The sequence below is a fragment of the Exiguobacterium sp. s127 genome, from assembly GCF_018618695.1.
GTDB classification, from domain to species: Bacteria; Bacillota; Bacilli; order Exiguobacteriales; family Exiguobacteriaceae; genus Exiguobacterium_A; species Exiguobacterium_A oxidotolerans.
This window is the reverse complement of the sequence record NZ_JACSMO010000001.1, coordinates 439534-455928: the sequence shown is the minus strand read 5'-3', so window position 1 is coordinate 455928 and position 16395 is coordinate 439534. Positions and strand designations below refer to the sequence as shown.

Annotated in this window: 15 protein-coding genes; 1 reads left to right on the top strand and 14 read right to left on the bottom strand. The window is 45.3% G+C overall.

Annotated features, from left to right (window positions below):
• Positions 1 to 111 precede the first annotated feature (111 nt).
• The 3 genes from rplT to infC are packed head-to-tail and all read right to left on the bottom strand — an operon-like array spanning position 112 to position 1261.
• Positions 112 to 471 (bottom strand): 50S ribosomal protein L20, encoded by a 360-nt coding sequence (gene rplT, locus KNP98_RS02195; RefSeq protein WP_088837591.1) that lies wholly within the window; start codon positions 469 to 471, stop codon positions 112 to 114.
• Positions 472 to 508: 37 nt separating this feature from the next.
• The gene (rpmI, locus tag KNP98_RS02190) at positions 509 to 703 is read right to left on the bottom strand and encodes a 50S ribosomal protein L35 (protein WP_012371058.1); all 195 of its coding nucleotides are present in this window, start codon (positions 701 to 703) and stop codon (positions 509 to 511) included.
• 27 nt (positions 704 to 730) lie between these two features.
• Positions 731 to 1261, bottom strand: a complete 531-nt coding sequence (infC, locus tag KNP98_RS02185) for a translation initiation factor IF-3 (RefSeq protein ID WP_029331126.1) — start codon at positions 1259 to 1261, stop codon at positions 731 to 733.
• A 432-nt stretch (positions 1262 to 1693) separates the two neighbouring features.
• On the opposite strand from infC, the gene KNP98_RS02180 reads away from it, so the two are divergent.
• Positions 1694 to 3169 carry a catalase gene (locus KNP98_RS02180; RefSeq protein WP_088837592.1) on the top strand — a complete coding sequence of 492 codons (1476 nt, stop codon included), beginning with the start codon at positions 1694 to 1696 and terminating at the stop codon, positions 3167 to 3169.
• 156 nt (positions 3170 to 3325) lie between these two features.
• On the opposite strand, the gene KNP98_RS02175 is transcribed toward KNP98_RS02180, so the two are convergent.
• The 11 genes from KNP98_RS02175 to polA form a co-directional block, all read right to left on the bottom strand.
• Positions 3326 to 4522, bottom strand: a complete 1197-nt coding sequence (locus KNP98_RS02175) for a glycoside hydrolase family protein (RefSeq protein WP_239456738.1) — start codon at positions 4520 to 4522, stop codon at positions 3326 to 3328.
• Between the two features lie 201 nt (positions 4523 to 4723).
• Positions 4724 to 6664, bottom strand: a complete 1941-nt coding sequence (gene thrS / locus KNP98_RS02170; protein WP_088837593.1) for a threonine--tRNA ligase — start codon at positions 6662 to 6664, stop codon at positions 4724 to 4726.
• A gap of 323 nt (positions 6665 to 6987) precedes the next feature.
• Positions 6988 to 7905: a primosomal protein DnaI gene (gene dnaI / locus KNP98_RS02165; protein ID WP_214810622.1), complete on the bottom strand. Its 918-nt coding sequence runs from the start codon at positions 7903 to 7905 to the stop codon at positions 6988 to 6990.
• A gap of 12 nt (positions 7906 to 7917) precedes the next feature.
• The gene (locus KNP98_RS02160) at positions 7918 to 9273 is read right to left on the bottom strand and encodes a replication initiation and membrane attachment family protein (protein ID WP_088837595.1); all 1356 of its coding nucleotides are present in this window, start codon (positions 9271 to 9273) and stop codon (positions 7918 to 7920) included.
• Between the two features lie 67 nt (positions 9274 to 9340).
• Positions 9341 to 9823 (bottom strand): transcriptional regulator NrdR, encoded by a 483-nt coding sequence (gene nrdR / locus KNP98_RS02155; protein WP_088837596.1) that lies wholly within the window; start codon positions 9821 to 9823, stop codon positions 9341 to 9343.
• A gap of 13 nt (positions 9824 to 9836) precedes the next feature.
• On the bottom strand, positions 9837 to 10205 hold the full coding sequence (locus KNP98_RS02150; RefSeq protein ID WP_088837597.1) for a hypothetical protein: 369 nt from the start codon (positions 10203 to 10205) through the stop codon (positions 9837 to 9839).
• A 104-nt stretch (positions 10206 to 10309) separates the two neighbouring features.
• Positions 10310 to 10696: an adenosylmethionine decarboxylase gene (gene speD, locus KNP98_RS02145; protein ID WP_029331133.1), complete on the bottom strand. Its 387-nt coding sequence runs from the start codon at positions 10694 to 10696 to the stop codon at positions 10310 to 10312.
• Positions 10697 to 10958: 262 nt separating this feature from the next.
• Positions 10959 to 11999, bottom strand: a complete 1041-nt coding sequence (locus KNP98_RS02140) for a glyceraldehyde-3-phosphate dehydrogenase (RefSeq protein WP_088837598.1) — start codon at positions 11997 to 11999, stop codon at positions 10959 to 10961.
• A gap of 164 nt (positions 12000 to 12163) precedes the next feature.
• The gene (coaE, locus tag KNP98_RS02135) at positions 12164 to 12754 is read right to left on the bottom strand and encodes a dephospho-CoA kinase (RefSeq protein WP_214810620.1); all 591 of its coding nucleotides are present in this window, start codon (positions 12752 to 12754) and stop codon (positions 12164 to 12166) included.
• On the bottom strand, positions 12751 to 13581 hold the full coding sequence (mutM, locus tag KNP98_RS02130) for a DNA-formamidopyrimidine glycosylase (protein ID WP_088837600.1): 831 nt from the start codon (positions 13579 to 13581) through the stop codon (positions 12751 to 12753). Before mutM ends, coaE begins: the two co-directional genes overlap by 4 nt.
• A gap of 21 nt (positions 13582 to 13602) precedes the next feature.
• Complete coding sequence (polA, locus tag KNP98_RS02125; RefSeq protein WP_214810619.1) at positions 13603 to 16197, bottom strand: DNA polymerase I; 2595 nt, start codon at positions 16195 to 16197, stop codon at positions 13603 to 13605.
• Positions 16198 to 16395: the final 198 nt, after the last annotated feature.

Below are 16395 nucleotides of genomic sequence, written 5' to 3'. Positions count from 1 at the left end.
TCCTTCTATCCAAAAAAATAAAACGTAGACATAAACTTCTGCCTATCACCTATTTTAGCATTCCTCAAAAAAAAACGCCGGAGAATTAAATTCCCCGACGAATTGTAGAACTTAAGCGTTCAATTTTGCTTTTGCTGAGTCAGCAAGTGAAGCAAATGCAGCTGAATCTGTAACTGCGAGGTCAGCAAGCATCTTACGGTTGATGTCGATACCTGCAAGTTTGAGACCATGCATCATGCGGCTATAAGAAAGACCGTTGATACGTGCAGCCGCATTGATCCGAGTGATCCAGAGGCGACGGAAGTCACGTTTCTTTTGACGACGGTCACGGTAAGCATACATGAGAGATTTCATGACTTGCTGTTTCGCTACCTTGAAGAGTGTATGTTTCGAGCCGTAATAGCCCTTAGCTAATTTGAGTTGTTTTTTACGACGTTGACGAGTCGTATATCCGCCTTTTACGCGTGGCATATAAATTCCCTCCTAAATCTGTGTACGATTGAATAAATTACTTCGCGATCATGTGACGGATGCGTTTGAAGTCACCCGATGATACCATGCTAGCTTTACGTAATTTACGTTTCGCTTTAGTTGATTTGTTACCGAATAAGTGGCTTGTGTAAGCACGACCACGTTTCAATTTGCCAGAAGCAGTACGTTTGAAACGCTTAGAAGCACCGCGGTGCGATTTCATTTTAGGCATGAGAGATTCCCTCCTACTTCGATTCGATTAGTCTTCTTTCTTTGGAGCAAGCACTAAGAACATGCTGCGTCCTTCCATCTTCGGTCTCTGTTCAACTACACCGAACTCGCTTAAATCCGTAGCGAGACGTTCAAGGACACGTCTACCGATTTCCGAGTGAGTGATGGCACGTCCGCGGAAGCGAATACTCGCTTTCACTTTGTTACCATTCTCCAAGAATTTCTTCGCATTACGGAATTTCGTTTGGAAGTCATTCTCCTCGATTGTTGGGCTGAGACGGACTTCTTTCATCTGAATCACTTTCTGATTCTTCCGAGTTTCTTTGTCCTTCTTTTGCAACTCGAAACGGTATTTACCGTAGTCCATGATTTTACATACAGGCGGCGTTGCTTGTGGTGCGACCATGACGAGGTCAAGGTCAGCTTCCTCAGCGAGACGCAATGCCTCAGTGCGTGATTGGACTCCAAGTTGTGCACCATCCGCTCCGATAAGACGAACTTCTCGAGCGCGGATGCCTTCATTGATTAACAGATCTTTGCTAATGGTTAGCACCTCCATCGTGCAGAGCACGAAAAATGAATGATATAAAACGCTATAAAAAAAGCGTCGGCAGTTTTTCCCGCCCACACTCATAAAGAATACAATAGTCAGAGAACACTCTACTATCACATATCATCATGATGGACCAGCACAGCAACCTGTACATGGTGAGAAGCGGGATGCTTCTGCTTTGTTGTCATTTCACTTTGCTATCATAGCACTTACTTTCCCGTGATGTCAAGCCGCTTTATCAGTTCAATTAGCACGTTGCTCACATACTTGATTATAATAGCAATCCTAAGTTCGTTTAGCAAGAAGTTTCTGATTAGAAATGAATGGGTAAATTTATCTTGTGCTAAAAATTATTTATTTGAATAGTGCTTATTTCTTTATTTAGAATGATTATTGTTTTATAATTGTTTTAATCTTACATAAGGGGGAGTTAAAATAATGAATGAAAACGAAAAGAAATTAACGACGAATCAGGGTGTGCCGATTGGGGACAACCAAAACTCACGTACAGCTGGACGTCGCGGACCTACTTTATTAGAAGACTATCAATTAATCGAAAAAATTGCTCACTTTGACCGTGAGCGCGTACCGGAACGCGTTGTACACGCACGTGGCTTCGGCGCACACGGTGTCTTTAAAGTAAAAAATTCGATGAAAAAATATACAAAAGCGGCTTTCCTACAAGAAGAAGGAACGGAAGTCCCTGTCTTTGCCCGCTTCTCTACCGTCATTCATGGTACACACTCTCCTGAAACACTCCGTGATCCACGCGGCTTCTCTGTTAAATTCTATACAGAAGAAGGAAACTGGGATTTCGTCGGTAACAACTTACCGGTCTTCTTCATTCGAGATGCAATGAAGTTCCCGGACATGGTTCATTCATTAAAACCGGATCCACGGACAAACATCCAAGATCCTGATCGTTACTGGGATTTCATGACACTTCGCCCTGAATCAACGAATATGTTGATGCACCTCTTCACAGATGAAGGAATTCCAGCGAGCTACCGTAAAATGCGTGGTTCTTCTGTTCACTCATTCAAATGGGTAAACGCACACGGTAACACGGTCTACATCAAGTTACGTTGGGTACCAAAAGAAGGCGTTCATAATTTATCTGCCGACGAAGCAACCGAAGTACAAGGAAAAGATTTTAATCATGCGTCTAACGATACATTCCAAGCTATCGAAAATGGCGATTTCCCAGAATGGGATCTTTTCGTCCAAGTACTCGATCCTGCTGATGTCGAAAACTTCGACTTCGACCCACTTGACGCTACAAAAGACTGGTTCGAAGATGTCATTCCATTCCAACACGTCGGAACGATGACATTAAACAAAAACGTCGACAACTACTTTGCTGAAACGGAATCAGTCGGTTTCAACCCAGGTGTCCTTGTACCGGGTATGTTACCATCTGAAGATAAACTACTTCAAGGCCGTTTATTCTCTTACTCCGATACACAGCGTCACCGGATTGGACCGAACTATCAACAGCTTCCAATCAACTGCCCGTTCGCTCAAGTCAACAACTACCAGCGTGATGGTGCAATGCCGTTTAAGCAGCAAACAAGTTCAGTCAACTACGAACCAAACCGTTACCAAGATGAACCGAAACAAACACCTGAGTATACGGAAGACACACAACCACTCCATGATGACATTCATGGCCGTCTCGAAATCGAGAAAACGAATAACTTCGGCCAAGCTGGTGAAGTCTACCGTCGTATGACGGAAGAAGAACAGATGGCTCTTCTCAATAACCTTGTGAATGACCTTCAACAAGTACGTCACGAAAACACGGTCTTACTCGCAATCTGTAACTTCTACCGTGCCGATGCGTCACTCGGTGAAAAGTTATCGAAAGCATTGAACGTCGACATCAAACCGTTCTTGCAACAAATGCAAAAATAATAAGCCATATAAACGAACAGCCTACTCTTGAATCGGGAGTGGGCTGTTTTTAATTATAGAAACACTACTGACAGAAGACTTTTACATAGGATGACTAGTTCTTCTTTTTGCAGCAATCACTTGTCACGTTTCGCTTCAATATGGAATTTATATGCTTCATGGGACAAAATTGAACCGTTCTGATGTCTCTACTGAAAAATCATTCAACTTTGAATAAAGTACGACTTGCCCTACTTTGACTTCTTTGATTTTATTTTTACGAAGATTCAGCTTTTCAGCATCCGTAAATCGATTATAGACGGGTTTAAATCCATTACTTTGATGTGGTTGCATCTGGATCGCACGATCTGTATTTTCAATTTTATTACCTTTGATGATTCCACCAACGACACCGCGTCCGAGAATCGCGATCGCCTTTCCATCTGCTCGATGAACGTTTCGGATTGTATTCATTTGAACGATCGCCTTCTCCCAATTCATCATCGAAATCGCGTGATCTTTCGTACCATCAATCGTATTGTATTCAATTCGAATATTCTGATGTGGACGGTCTTGCGAGTACTGGTGGGTACCGATTGCGACATTTATGTTTTTGAACGTATTGTTTCGAATCACAATATTTTGATTCGGTGTCCGATCCTGCGCAGACCACTTCCATCGAAATCCTTGTGTTACCGGATCAGGTGTATCTAAATTAATTGATTCATTGGGTCCCGTATTTTTAATCATCGTCGCATTGATGAATGCCATATTTTCTATCACAGCATGATTCGTTGCATCTAACTCAATCGCGTGTGAACCGTTTTGGTTACGAATCGTCAGTCCACCGATGTAAAGATTCGCGTTATGGGCGATCGCAAAGGCTGCGCCTCTAGCGAGATGACTTAAGTCGATTTGTGCATTGCCCTGACCTTCAATCGTCACATGGTTCGAACCGTTGTATTTTCCGACCGTTGTCTTCAGACGCAAAACGGATGGTGGAACGAGGTCGAAGACACTTGTTGTTGCTGCGATTTTCGTCGTCCCGGTATCGAATGTCTTTTTAATGATGACACCATCTTCTAGACGAATCGTTGTATTCGATGGAACCCCCACACGAATCGGCGACAGATACGTTCCTTTCGCTAAGATCAGTGTCCCGCCACCTTCCGCCTCAATTTTTTCTAAATAAGACCGCAACGTATAATAGTTTTTTGTTTTTTCATTATATGTCGAATACTTTCGTAAAACAGAATCAATCGGCTCTGTCCGAGGTGTAATCCGGTATGTTTTCATACTTTCGACTCGTTCGATGTCCGGCGCAATGAAGGTAAACGACATCGCACAAAGACACACTAAAATTAATTTCTTCAACCGTTCCACCCCTCTCATCCATGTATCGGTCGTTTCTCAAAAACTCTGTAGATACAAAACGGGTGGACTCGAAAATTTCTCCAAAATCCATCGGGTTAAGCTGCGATTCCTCCCGGATGCAAGAAAAAGCCAGCCTTCCCGTGCCCGTGACGGACAGGAAAGCTGACTTGTGTCGTGCTAACCGATTCAGCTTATTATTGATTACTTCGAACGGTTGGCAATCTCTGCTTCTAAATCAGCAACGAATTGCTCAAGCGAGGCATTGCTTGAATCTTTCGAGCCATAACGACGGATGTTGACTTCCCGTGACTCCACTTCTTTATCCCCGAGTACGAGCATGACCGGGATTTTGTTCATCTGTGCTTCACGGATGCGGTAACCGAGCTTCTCATCGCGGAAGTCCGTTTCAATCCGGATCCCTTTTTTCAAGAGCATCGCTTTAATTTCACGTGCATAGTCTTCCTGTGCCCGTGAGACCGGAATCAATTTGACTTGGACCGGTGCGAGCCATGTCGGGAATGCCCCTTTGTATTCTTCGATCAAGTACGCAACGAAACGTTCCATTGTCGAAACGACACCACGGTGCAAGACGACCGGACGATGGTCTTGTCCGTCATTTCCTTTATACGTCAATTCAAAGCGCTCCGGTAACAAGAAGTCGAGCTGAACTGTCGACAGTGTCTCATCCTTACCGAGTGCTGTCCGGACTTGAACATCGAGCTTCGGACCGTAAAACGCGGCTTCACCTTCTGCTTCGAAATATTCCAGTTCAAGTTCATCCATCGTTTCTTTCAACTCACGTTGCGCCATTTCCCAAATCGCATCGTTGTCGAAATACTTTTCCTTATCTGCCGGGTCACGGTAAGACAGACGGAATTTATAATCGGTAATCCCGAAGTCCGCGTAGACTTCTTGAATCAAGTGAACGATGGCTTTAAACTCATCTTTCATTTGATCCGGACGGACGAATGTATGCCCGTCGTTTAGGACCATGTAACGCACGCGTTGTAGCCCCGTCAGTGCACCTGACATTTCATAGCGGTGCATGCCACCAAGTTCTGCGACACGGAGTGGTAAGTCACGGTATGAGCGTGGCTCATTTTTATAAATCATCATGTGGTGCGGACAGTTCATCGGCCGAAGAACGAGTTCTTCATTATCCATCTCCATTTTCGGGAACATGTCATCTTGATAGTGATCCCAGTGACCTGACGTCTTATACAACTCAACTGAACCGAGCACAGGTGTGTAGACATGTTCATAACCCAGTTCGAGCTCTTTATCGACGATGTACCGTTCGACAGTACGACGGATGGCCGCCCCTTTTGGTAACCACATTGGTAACCCTTGACCGACGTCTTGCGATGTGAAGAACAAATCAAGTTCTTTTCCGAGTTTCCGGTGATCACGTTCTTTTGCTTCTGCCAAGAAGTGTAAGTGTTGTTTCAGTTGGTCTTTTGTTGCCCAGGCTGTCCCGTAAATCCGTTGCAGCATTTTATTTTTTGAATCACCACGCCAGTAAGCACCTGCGATGCTCATCAATTTGAAGACTTGCAGCTTCGCAGTCGCCGGGACGTGTGGACCACGGCATAAGTCGAAGAACTCGCCTTGGCGATAGAGTGTCAAATCTTGATCGGCTGGAATCGATTCAATCAATTCGATTTTAAGCGGGTCATTCAGTTCCTTATAGATGTTTAAAGCTTCATCACGCGAAACGACTTCTCGTTCAATGGACAAGTTTTCTCCCGCAATTTTATTCATCATCTTTTCGATGACCGGAAGATCTTCTTCTGTCAAACGACGTTCCATATCGATGTCATAATAAAAGCCGTTTTCAATTGTCGGTCCGATTCCAAGGTGAATCGTTTCATCCGGGAAAAGACGTTTGATCGCTTGCGCCATCAAGTGCGCAGACGAGTGACGAATCAAATCGAGTCCTTCTTCTGAGTCTGGCATGACGAGTTCGATGACACCGTCTTTTTCAATCGGACGTCGGTAGTCGATGACTTCACCGTCTAGTTTTGCGGCAAATGCCTTTTTACGGAGTCCTGGACTGATGGAAGCCGCGACTTCTTCAGCAGTTGTACCGGCTGCGAATTCTTTGACCGCGCCGTCTGGAAATGTAAGAGCAATAGTTGACATGACTGTTTCCCCCTTAAATTAAATAAAAAAAAGACCCATCCCTCTAAAAAGGGACGAGTCTTCATCTCGTGGTACCACCCTCGTTCCCGAACATGTTTCCATGTACCGGCTCGAACACGCGATAACGGGCGTGAGACGCAAACGGATTAGCCCCGTCTGTGCTATGAGGGAGTAAAGAAAACGAATAGAGTCCATGAGAAGCTTTCACCATCCTTCTCTCGCTTGTTTGGTCCAGTTCGTCCTTCGTATCCTCAATCTTTGCAAGTCACTATACTGATTGTGCACTAAGTATAGCGAAAGATGAAGTTCTTTGACAAGGAAAATTAATAACGCCGGCGATTTTCACCTAAAAATTCGACTGGATTCGTCGTCGTCCGGATGCGTTCCATCAATCGCATCGCTTTCAATTTATCTCCTTGATCATTCGTAATCCCGAAATGAAGCTCGAGTTCATCATAGGATAAATTCGAACTGAACAATGTCGGCAAGCGATGCATCATCCGGTACTGCAAGATGATCCCGAACAGTTCGTCCCGAACCCACGGGCTGATCGACTCTGCCCCGATGTCGTCAATCAATAAAACGGGCACCGTCTGAAAACTCTCGAGGAACGTATCAAAACTATCGGACCGGATTCGGCGTTTCGCTTCCGAGACAAATCCCGGCGCATGGACAAGAATTGTCGCAACACGCTCTTTTTTGAGCGCATTCCCGATTGCCGCGAGCAGGTACGTTTTCCCGACACCGAAACTCCCGTGCAGATACAGTCCTTTGACCTGCTCTTTCGAACGAATCGTATTCAAAAATTGTGACGCTGCCCGCAAGGCAAGTTTTCGATCCGTCGTCGTCAAATCAAAGTCACTGAAGTTCGCGTCCCGTACTTCATCCGGTAAAAACAAACTTTTGAATTTTTTCTCGAGCGCCCGTTCATTTTCAAGATCTTTGAGTGCTTGCGTTTTTTCATAAGCGACCATGATTTGTCCTTTTTCTAAATGCAGCACGGGCTGATAGCCTTCGATAACGGCTTTTTTTTCAATCACTTGATGACCGTCCATCTGCTCGGCATATTCATTGAGCTTTAACATCCCTCGCTCAATCGTCCGTTGATCAATTTCAGGATGTGTCCTTAAAAAGACGATGACACCTGGATGCGATAGGACTCGCTCATGAATGGCGCGCACGGATGCTGCGACACCTGGACGATTCAAGATTTTTTCAATCGATGATTGGATATGTTCCATCTCACTACTCCTTTACTTCCCCTTTAGTTCACGCAGAATCCGTTCCATCTCTGCATCATCCGGTACTTCGGATTCAAAACTCGCTTTTTTAGTCGCTTCATATTTTTGTTGTTTCTCTTTTTCTTCTTGTAGCCATTTCGGATTCGGTCCAGTCGAACTCGGACGCCCTCTTCTGCCGCCAACCGTTTGGCGTGACCGTTCTTGCTTTTGATCCTGTTTCTTTGCGATTAATTCGTCTTGGTCTTTTGTTTTCGCTAATGCTTCTGCTGCTGTCGCGTAACCTTTCTGTTTCCAATCGTCGACAATCGACAGCAAAAAGTTTTTACTGAAGCGATTGTCCTTTTTCATGACAAGTGCGTAATAATAGGCAGCATTGACGATTCCCGACGACATTTCATAATCGATGATCAATTGCTGAATCAATTCTTCATCCCGTTCAGAAAGTGACTTCACCTTACGTAACTTCGCGACATAGTGCTTCGGATGAGTCCCTTCCATCGTCTCACTTTCACTTAAATCACCGACTTCGACTTCTTCGAGGACAGCGACCTTCGCTTTTTTATCACGACTGAGCTTTTGTTTCGCCGATAACATCATCTGTTTACAGCGCTCTTGCTTCTCACTGTCCGTCATTGGTAGGTACGCTTCATGCCGGAAGCGGGCATTCAACAGTTCCGCCATCAAGGTTTCATTCGACTGTGTGACGTAAGCTAGCTTCAGCAACAATTGGTCAATCGATTTCGTATAAAAGCTTCTCGGGAGAAAACGATCGGTCTGACGCTTCATTTCTTCTAAGTCGAATGAATAATCAAATTCATAGGCGGCACGTTCTTGTTTCGCATACGATTTTGGTTGATGGGCAGAAGCAAGTCCTGCTTTGACATCAAACACTTGATCAAAACGAACCGTCCGGTCAACGACATTTTTCGGTAGCTGCTCCGTCCGAAAACGATTTTGAAGTGCTCGAAAGCGGATTTCTCCGACACGATAAAACAGTAAGCTTGATAAGACACCATCATTCAAGAACGTATTCGGTGCTAACGGGACGCGAATTTGATAAACATAACGATAGGCAGCTTGTTTCGCCTCAAATGTTCGAATCAATCCAATTCCTTCGAGCTTAAAAAGCTCCTCTTTAAATTCATCAACAGAAAATCCTAACAATGTTCCTAGTTCTGCATGTGAGATATATTGTGATTTCGTTTTACCAGGAATCATCTCACTCCAAAACGTTTGGTACAGACCAAGAGCTTTTACACCGATGATCGGCTGATATAAATAATAGAGGGATTGATAAGCTTCACGATCGACGACACCATTACTCATGATTAAACATAAGTCCGTTCCCGATACATCACGTTCCAACATCTGTTTCGTCCCTTCTTTCGTGAGAAAAAGAGAGGTGCGTTCTGACCTACAGACGACCTCTCCTCGATTACGTTAAATTTTCACGTTCATTTTCTTGATGGCGTTCCATTAGTTCAGATAACTCTTGGAAAAAGACATTGATGTCTTTGAATTGTTTATAGACACTCGCAAAACGGACGTAAGCCACTTCATCAACAGAAGCGAGTTCATTCAAGACGAGCCGGCCGACCTGTTCACTCGGAATTTCATGTTGTGCCGTTGCCCGTAAGGCTTTTTCGACACGACTGACGACCGTTTCGAGTTGCTCAATTGAAATCGGACGTTTTTCACATGCACGGACGAGTCCACGTAAAATTTTATCACGATTGAATTCGTCACGGGTCCCATCCTTTTTCACGATGATGAGTGGTGTTTGTTCAATCATCTCGAATGTTGTAAAACGATAACCACATGATTCACATTCACGACGGCGCCGAATCGAGCCAAAATCTTGCACAGGTCTCGAATCGAGAACCTTCGTCCCGTTATAATTACAGGCTGGACAACGCATGCCGCACCTCCGTTCACGTAAATTCTTTTGTTCCAATCATTTTCAATCGGTATGTCGCATCTAATTCTTGATAGATTGTTTCAATCCATTGCTCGAGGTCCGGACCAAGTAATCCTTCGCGATGCAAAAATAGATCAACAGCTGTTCTACCAGAACCGACCATGATGACTGTCGCTAGTCCATCTAACCCAGTTCCTTGAAAAGATAATTCTCCTCGTTCAACATCAATTCGTTTAACGGTTCCGTGTTGCTTCGCCACGACAGTCTCAAGACCTGTAAACAACATCTCGGGAGTCGCAGCATAATAGTGCGTTCGTAATTTTTCGTTTTTATGCGTATCAGACGTTTCAAGTTGTTTTTGCAAACGTTCTTTAAATCCCATCCGCCATCACCTTTTCTGTTTTCTTCTACTATTAAGAATAACAGACGTCAGACATATTAAAAAGCCCTCGCCATAAAGACGAGGGCTGGTAGTTCGTGTTTTTGTCAGTTAACGTGCTGAATCGTAGCTGCCGGAACTTTAACTGGTCCCATGCCACGCGGAATTTCGACATTTTCACGGATTTTTGCATCTAATGCGTCAGCGATATAATTCGCTGCGATTGCTGGATCGATGCGATCCCCACACGTAAAGACATCAACTGATGCATATCCGTGTTCTGGGAAGCTATGAATCGTCAAATGCGATTCAGAAATGATGACGACGCCGCTTACTCCGTGTGGAGCAAACTTATGGAATGCGACTTCGCGTACCTCTGCACCTGCTTGAAGTGCTGCGTCAACGAAGAGTCGTTCGACAAACTCCATGTCGTTTAATTTTTCAGGATTACAATCCCAAAGTTCTGCAATAATGTGTCTTCCCATAGTATCCATTAGTGGATCCCCCCTACATTCAATGGTCTTCAAAGTATAGTCATGATCACTTACTTTGCGCCTGAGTCTTTCGCACCCACGGGGGAAAGTTAGTCCAGAGAGGTCCTAACCCTTTAAGCTGCGATTGCCAGACCGATTGAAGTTCACGATTTGAATTATAGCGAGTATCAAAAAGATACACAAGGATAAATTTTAAATTTCAGCGCCTATTTATTAAAAAACCGCTCTATCTGTTGGTATAGAGCGGTTTAAAAAATATAAATTATTTTAATTCTAATTCCTTTTCAACCGTTGTTGCCTCAATATGTGCTCCAATCATCTGAACGAGATCGACGACACGACATGAATATCCCCATTCATTGTCGTACCAAGCAAGCACCTTCACTTGGCGTCCACCCATGACCATCGTCGATAGGCCATCGACGACCGTCGAACGGACTTCCCCGTTAAAATCAATCGAAACGAGCGGTTCCATCGTCAACCCTAGAATCCCGTCTAACGCACCATCAGCTGCTTTCACGAACGCTTCATTTACTTCTGCGACCGTCGTATCACGACTCACTTCGACGACGAGGTCAACGAGCGACACGTTCGGTGTCGGAATACGGAGCGCAAGCCCGTTCAACTTCCCTTCGAGATGCGGTAAAACGAGCGAAATGGCACGTGCCGCACCAGTGGATGTCGGAATAATCGATGATCCACAAGCCCGTGCCCGACGTAAATCCTTATGTGGATTATCAATATTATTTTGATCATTCGTAAAAGCATGAATCGTCGTGACGAGTCCCGTCTCGATTCCGAATGCCCGATCGATGACTTGAACGACAGGCGCAAGACAATTCGTCGTACAAGATGCATTCGAGACGACATGATCGTTCTCATGATCGTACATCGCATCGTTGACCCCCATTACGATTGTCCGAATGTCCCCTTTCGCCGGTGCCGTGATGACGACTTTTTTTGCTCCCGCCAACACATGTTTACTTGCGCCGTCTTTCGAATTGAACTTTCCTGTTGCTTCGACGACGACATCAATCTCAAGTTCCCCCCACGGTAATAACTCAGGATTACGTTCGCTGACGATTCTCACGAGTTGTTCATTAATCATCAAACCACCCTCGACAATCTCGACCGGGTATTCAAACTTTCCATGGACCGTATCGTACTTAATTAAGTGCGCGAGTGTTTCCGGTGGATAACTTGCATTAATTGCGACGACCTGACTTTTCCCCTCAGCGATTAATCGACGGAACACCATTCGACCAATACGCCCAAACCCGTTAACTGCCACCTTGACTCCCATGTGCGGATCCCCCTTCAATGTGACGGATAATGCTCCGTTTACAGATAGAACTATATCATGAAATGTAAGCGATTTCATTATGTAACCCAAAAAAAGTTGAGAGAAGTCATCAACTTCTCCCAAAACGATACTTCTGCTTCTTTAATTTTGTTTCGCTCCAAACCTCAACGCGTGACAGGTAACGTTTTTAACCACTGATCGATTTGTCGGTATAACGCTTCGACCGTTCCTTCGTTGACCAACACATAGTCGGCGAGGAGACGTTTCTGTTCAATATCGAGTTGAGATTGCACACGTGATTGCGCTTCCTCCCGTGACATTTGATTGCGTTCCATCAAGCGATCCAATTGTAGATAAGCGTTACAATAGACGACCACGACTTGATCGACAAGCTGTTTCCAATCTCCTTCTAATAAAAGCGGGATATCAAAAACAACTAAAGATTCTTCTTGCTGTTCCAATTCGTCTGCCCGGGCGAGCATCTGTTGTCGAATCTTCGGATGCATCAACTCATTCAGTAAATTCCGTTTTTCACTATCGTGAAAAATAATTTCACCAAGCTTGGCTCGGATTAATATCCCCTCTTCAAATGCTTCCGGAAAGGCAGCTTTCACATCTTGATAAGCCAGTCCATCCGGTTCCATGACTTCCCGCGCGATCAAATCAGCATCGATGACCGGAATCCCATTCGTTTGTAGATACGTCGCGACGGTACTCTTTCCCGTCGCGATTCCTCCCGTCAAACCGATTCTCATAACGCGACCTGCTGACAGTTCGGGCAGAAGTGTGTCCCACGTCCACCAACCTTGATTTTTTCAATCGCTGTCCCGCAACGCGGACACGGGACACCTGTTTGACCATACACAGCAAGTTGCAGTTGAAACTCCCCTTTTCCGGATGGCGAGACATAACTCCGAATCGTACTGCCGCCACTTTCGACGGCTTTTTGTAAGACATCAACACCTGCGACGTGAATCCGCGAAATATCGTCAAGCGTCAAGGCCCCTGCTTTCGTTAACGGATGAATCCGTGCCGCGAACAACGTCTCATCGACATAGATATTCCCAAGTCCTAAAAAGATCGATTGATCGAGCAATGCTGTCTTGATCGGGCTGCGTTTTTTACGAATTAGATTTTCGGCTAAGACTTCCGCCGTGAACGTCGGATCAAACGGTTCCCGCTCGAGTTGGGCAAGTGGTGGGACCTGCATCACGGTCGCTTTTTCCCGCAGCTCCATCGTCCCGAACTTTCGGACGTCGTTATAATGCAACTCTGAGCCGTCTGTGAATCGAAAGATGACATGAGTATGCTTATCTTTTTCAATCGCTTGGGGATACGGAAAATACTTCCCTTCCATTCGTAAATGACTGACGAGATAAAACTGTTCAAATGCAAATAAAAGAAATTTCCCACGCCGTTCGACCCGTTCGATCCGCTCTTGCTTCAAAGCGTCGACAAACGGTGCAACTTCCATTCCCCGGATCATCTTCGGATGGAAGACCTTCACAGAAGAAATCGTTTTTCCAGAGACCGTCCGCTCCAGATTGCGTCTGACGGTCTCGACTTCAGGTAATTCAGGCAAACTAGCTCCTCCTCTAACAGATTATTTCGTTTCGTACCATGAATGCCCCGCATCCCCGTCAACGCGTAACGGCACTGACAATTCGACCGTCTGCTCCATCGCTTGTTTGACGAGTGCTTTTAAAGCGTCCAGTTCTTCGTCTGGTGCTTCAAATATCAATTCATCATGTACTTGAAGCAATAAACGCGCCTTGAGTGGTGACGCTTCAAGCGCAGCATGGACATCGAGCATCGCTTTTTTGATGATATCTGCCGCCGATCCTTGAATCGGTGTATTGATTGCCGTCCGTTCTGCAAAACCACGTAAGTTAAAGTTCTTCGAATTGATGTCCGGAATATTACGACGCCGGTTCATCAATGTCTCGACGAATCCATTCGCGCGTGCTTTCTCGATTGCAGCATCCATGAATAACTTGATTTGCGGGAACAACTCAAAATAACGATCGATGAAGTCTTGTGCTTCTTTTCGACTGATGTTCAAATTTTGTGAGAGTCCGTAATCACTGATACCGTAAATGATTCCGAAGTTGACAGCTTTCGCTTGGCGACGCATGTTTCCTGTCACATCACCCGGATCGACCGAAAAAACACTACTCGCTGTTTGCGTATGAATGTCAGCGTCGTGCAGGAATGCATCGACCAGCGTTTTATCTTCCGACATATGCGCCATGACACGCAACTCAATTTGTGAATAGTCGGCAGCGTACAGTGACCATCCGGCTTGACTCGGAACAAACGCTTTACGAATCTTACGTCCCTCTTCAATCCGGACAGGAATATTTTGCAGGTTCGGGTTAACGGAACTGAGTCGTCCTGTTTGGGCGATCGTCTGAGCGAACCGCGTATGGATTTTCCCATCTTCTTTGATGACTTTTTGTAACCCTTCGACATACGTCGATTGGAGTTTTTGCAGTTCACGATATAGCATGATGTGATCGATGACCGGATGGAGTGGTCTTAACTTCTCTAAGACATCTGCTGCCGTCGAATAACCCGTCTTCGTTTTCTTAAAGGCGGGAAGTTCGAGTTTTTCGAACAGGATGACGCCGAGTTGTTTCGGTGAGTTGATATTGAACGCTTCACCCGCTTGACCATAAATCAATTCCTCAAGATCCGTTAAGCGTCCTGCAAGATCATGTTGCATCTCTTGCAACGTCGCGACATCAACACGGATGCCGGTCCACTCCATTTCAGCAAGCACACCTGACAAAGGACGTTCGAGCGTCTCATACAATTCGAATTGTTGGTTCGCTTTGAGCTCTTCTTGTACTTTCGGGAACAACCGCTCAATCATCCGTGCTTTTTCTGCCAAATAAGGATGCAACAGTTCGTCTGTCGGCACGCTACGCTTTGCACCTTTTCCAAGGACGGCTTCTTCACTCGGCGCCATCATCGCATAATGACCGGCAATCGACGCTAGTGTCGTCCCACCGCTTAAGTTCAATAAATATCCAGCGAGTAACAAGTCATCGAAGGCTTGCAGTTTTAAACCATGTTTCCGTAACGCAAAAGCAGCTTGTTTCGCATCGAGACAGATTTTTTGATGGTCCGACTCGATCCATTCGCGAAAAGCAAGATCCTCGACCAATTCACGAGAAGCGACATAAATTTGATTCGGTGTCGCGATACTAAAACCGATGATGTCTTCTTCCATATAGTCTTCGCGCAACTGCTCGACGACGAGGACAGCATCCTGCACGTCTGAAGGAAGTGTCGTAATCGTCTCGACGTTCAATTGTTCCTTGTCCTCTTCCTTGATGACAGGAGCAAAACGATTCGTTAACGATTTAAACCCGAGCGATTGGAACAACGAATACGGTACTTGTGTGTCGACATCACTGATTTGTAAATCAGGCAACGTGACGTCGAGCGGGACATCGAGTTTGATTGTCGCAAGTTCTTTCGACAACCGGGCAAGGTCTTCGTTCGCGATGACCTTCTCTTTTTGTTTTCCTTTTAAGTCTTCGACATGCTCATACAGTCCTTCGACTGAACCATACGCAGAAATTAATTTAATCGCTGTTTTTTCGCCGATACCAGGAATCCCGGGAATGTTATCCGATTTATCACCCATCAGCCCTTTTAAATCAATCATTTGAATCGGCTTCAGTCCACCGTACGTCTCGGCAAACAAGTCTTCCGTCATACACTGAACGTCCGTGATACCGCGCTTCGTGATCAATACCTCGACTTGATCGGTGACGAGTTGAAGTAAATCTTTATCACCCGTGACAATCCGTGTCCGGTCTGCCGGCATCGTCCGCGCTAGGGTTCCAATCAAATCATCTGCTTCATAACGATGAAGCTCCATCATTTGAATACCGAGCGCTTCACAGATATCACGTACAATCGGGAACTGCTCCCGTAGTTCAGACGGCGTCTTTTCCCGACTTCCCTTGTATTCTTGGTACACATCGTGGCGGAACGTTTCGCTCGAAGCATCAAACGCGACTAACATATGCGTCGGTTGCTCCTCTTCAAGTAATTTAAGTAACATCATCGTAAAGCCGTAAGCGGCGTTCGTGTTACGTCCTTGTGCGTCCGTCATCGGCGGCAAGGCAAAAAAGGCACGATACGTTAGTGAGTTTCCGTCAATCAATAAAAGTTTGTTTTCCATCGTCTCCGCTCCTTTGGAAGAATTTCTGTTCTTATTGTATCACTCTACACACATTTGTTCGCTAAAAACGCCATAAAAAAAGACGATTGGCTGTGAAGCCAATCGCCTTGTGGTGTACGACATGGGAGCTGAACCAGTCGTTCCACAGATGATGAAGAAGGTATCTTTAGCATACAATCGCTCTGTAAAGAGAATATG

Coding starts and splice junctions, on each gene's coding strand:
- rplT (WP_088837591.1), bottom strand. CDS start 471: ATGCCACGCGTAAAAGGCGGATATACGACTCGTCAACGTCGTAAAAAA.
- rpmI (WP_012371058.1), bottom strand. CDS start 703: ATGCCTAAAATGAAATCGCACCGCGGTGCTTCTAAGCGTTTCAAACGT.
- infC (WP_029331126.1), bottom strand. CDS start 1,261: ATGGAGGTGCTAACCATTAGCAAAGATCTGTTAATCAATGAAGGCATC.
- KNP98_RS02180 (WP_088837592.1), top strand. CDS start 1,694: ATGAATGAAAACGAAAAGAAATTAACGACGAATCAGGGTGTGCCGATT.
- thrS (WP_088837593.1), bottom strand. CDS start 6,664: ATGTCAACTATTGCTCTTACATTTCCAGACGGCGCGGTCAAAGAATTC.
- dnaI (WP_214810622.1), bottom strand. CDS start 7,905: ATGGAACATATCCAATCATCGATTGAAAAAATCTTGAATCGTCCAGGT.
- KNP98_RS02160 (WP_088837595.1), bottom strand. CDS start 9,273: ATGTTGGAACGTGATGTATCGGGAACGGACTTATGTTTAATCATGAGT.
- nrdR (WP_088837596.1), bottom strand. CDS start 9,823: ATGCGTTGTCCAGCCTGTAATTATAACGGGACGAAGGTTCTCGATTCG.
- KNP98_RS02150 (WP_088837597.1), bottom strand. CDS start 10,205: ATGGGATTTAAAGAACGTTTGCAAAAACAACTTGAAACGTCTGATACG.
- speD (WP_029331133.1), bottom strand. CDS start 10,696: ATGGATACTATGGGAAGACACATTATTGCAGAACTTTGGGATTGTAAT.
- KNP98_RS02140 (WP_088837598.1), bottom strand. CDS start 11,999: ATGGGAGTCAAGGTGGCAGTTAACGGGTTTGGGCGTATTGGTCGAATG.
- coaE (WP_214810620.1), bottom strand. CDS start 12,754: ATGAGAATCGGTTTGACGGGAGGAATCGCGACGGGAAAGAGTACCGTC.
- polA (WP_214810619.1), bottom strand. CDS start 16,197: ATGGAAAACAAACTTTTATTGATTGACGGAAACTCACTAACGTATCGT.